1 tRNA gene and 1 rRNA gene are annotated in these 677 nt (G+C 42.2%); both read left to right on the plus strand.

Annotated features, from left to right (window positions below):
• The first annotated feature begins 52 nt into the window (after nucleotides 1–52).
• Nucleotides 53–128, plus strand: a tRNA-Ala gene (locus DPF91_RS21940).
• 342 nt (nucleotides 129–470) lie between these two features.
• Nucleotides 471–677: ribosomal RNA gene (locus tag DPF91_RS21945) — 23S ribosomal RNA — on the plus strand; the annotation flags it as partial.

Raw genomic sequence — 677 nt, forward strand, 5'->3', positions numbered from 1 at the left:
ACCCACCACTCTCTTCTCCCAGAAGGGTGTGGCGTAAACATGATATTTCGTTGGGGCTATAGCTCAGCTGGGAGAGCGCCTGCCTTGCACGCAGGAGGTCAGCAGTTCGATCCTGCTTAGCTCCACCATCTTTAAGTGTTTTCTCTTTGAGAATATTTAAACATGGTTCTTAACGAACTAGCTCTTTAACAATTTGGAAAGCTGACGAATAACAACAATCCCCATATCTTCGGATATGCGTTGTTATTCAATTAAAAGTTCTCAAATCCTATATCTCTTAGAGATGTAGGTACCAACACACATTCAAGTGTTCTTGGAAACAACGAAAGTTGTTTATATTTGAGTCCGGCAAAATCGAATGTCTCTCGCTCATTTAAATAATGAGAGACAAAACCTTGGTTGTTTTCCATACACCTTTTTGTCTTCACTTTTAAAAAGTGAAAGCAAATCGAAACCTCTTGGGGTTGTATGGTTAAGTGACTAAGCGTACACGGTGGATGCCTTGGCAGTCAGAGGCGATGAAGGACGTATTAACTTGCGATAAGCCCAGATTAGACAGTAAAAGTCTTTGAGTCTGGGATTTCCGAATGGGGAAACCCACTTACATAAGTAAGTATCGCTGCATGAATACATAGTGCAGCGAGGCGAACCCGGGGAACTGAAACATCTAAGTACCC

It is taken from the genome of Vibrio maerlii (assembly GCF_003415655.1).
Lineage (GTDB): Bacteria > Pseudomonadota > Gammaproteobacteria > Enterobacterales > Vibrionaceae > Vibrio > Vibrio maerlii.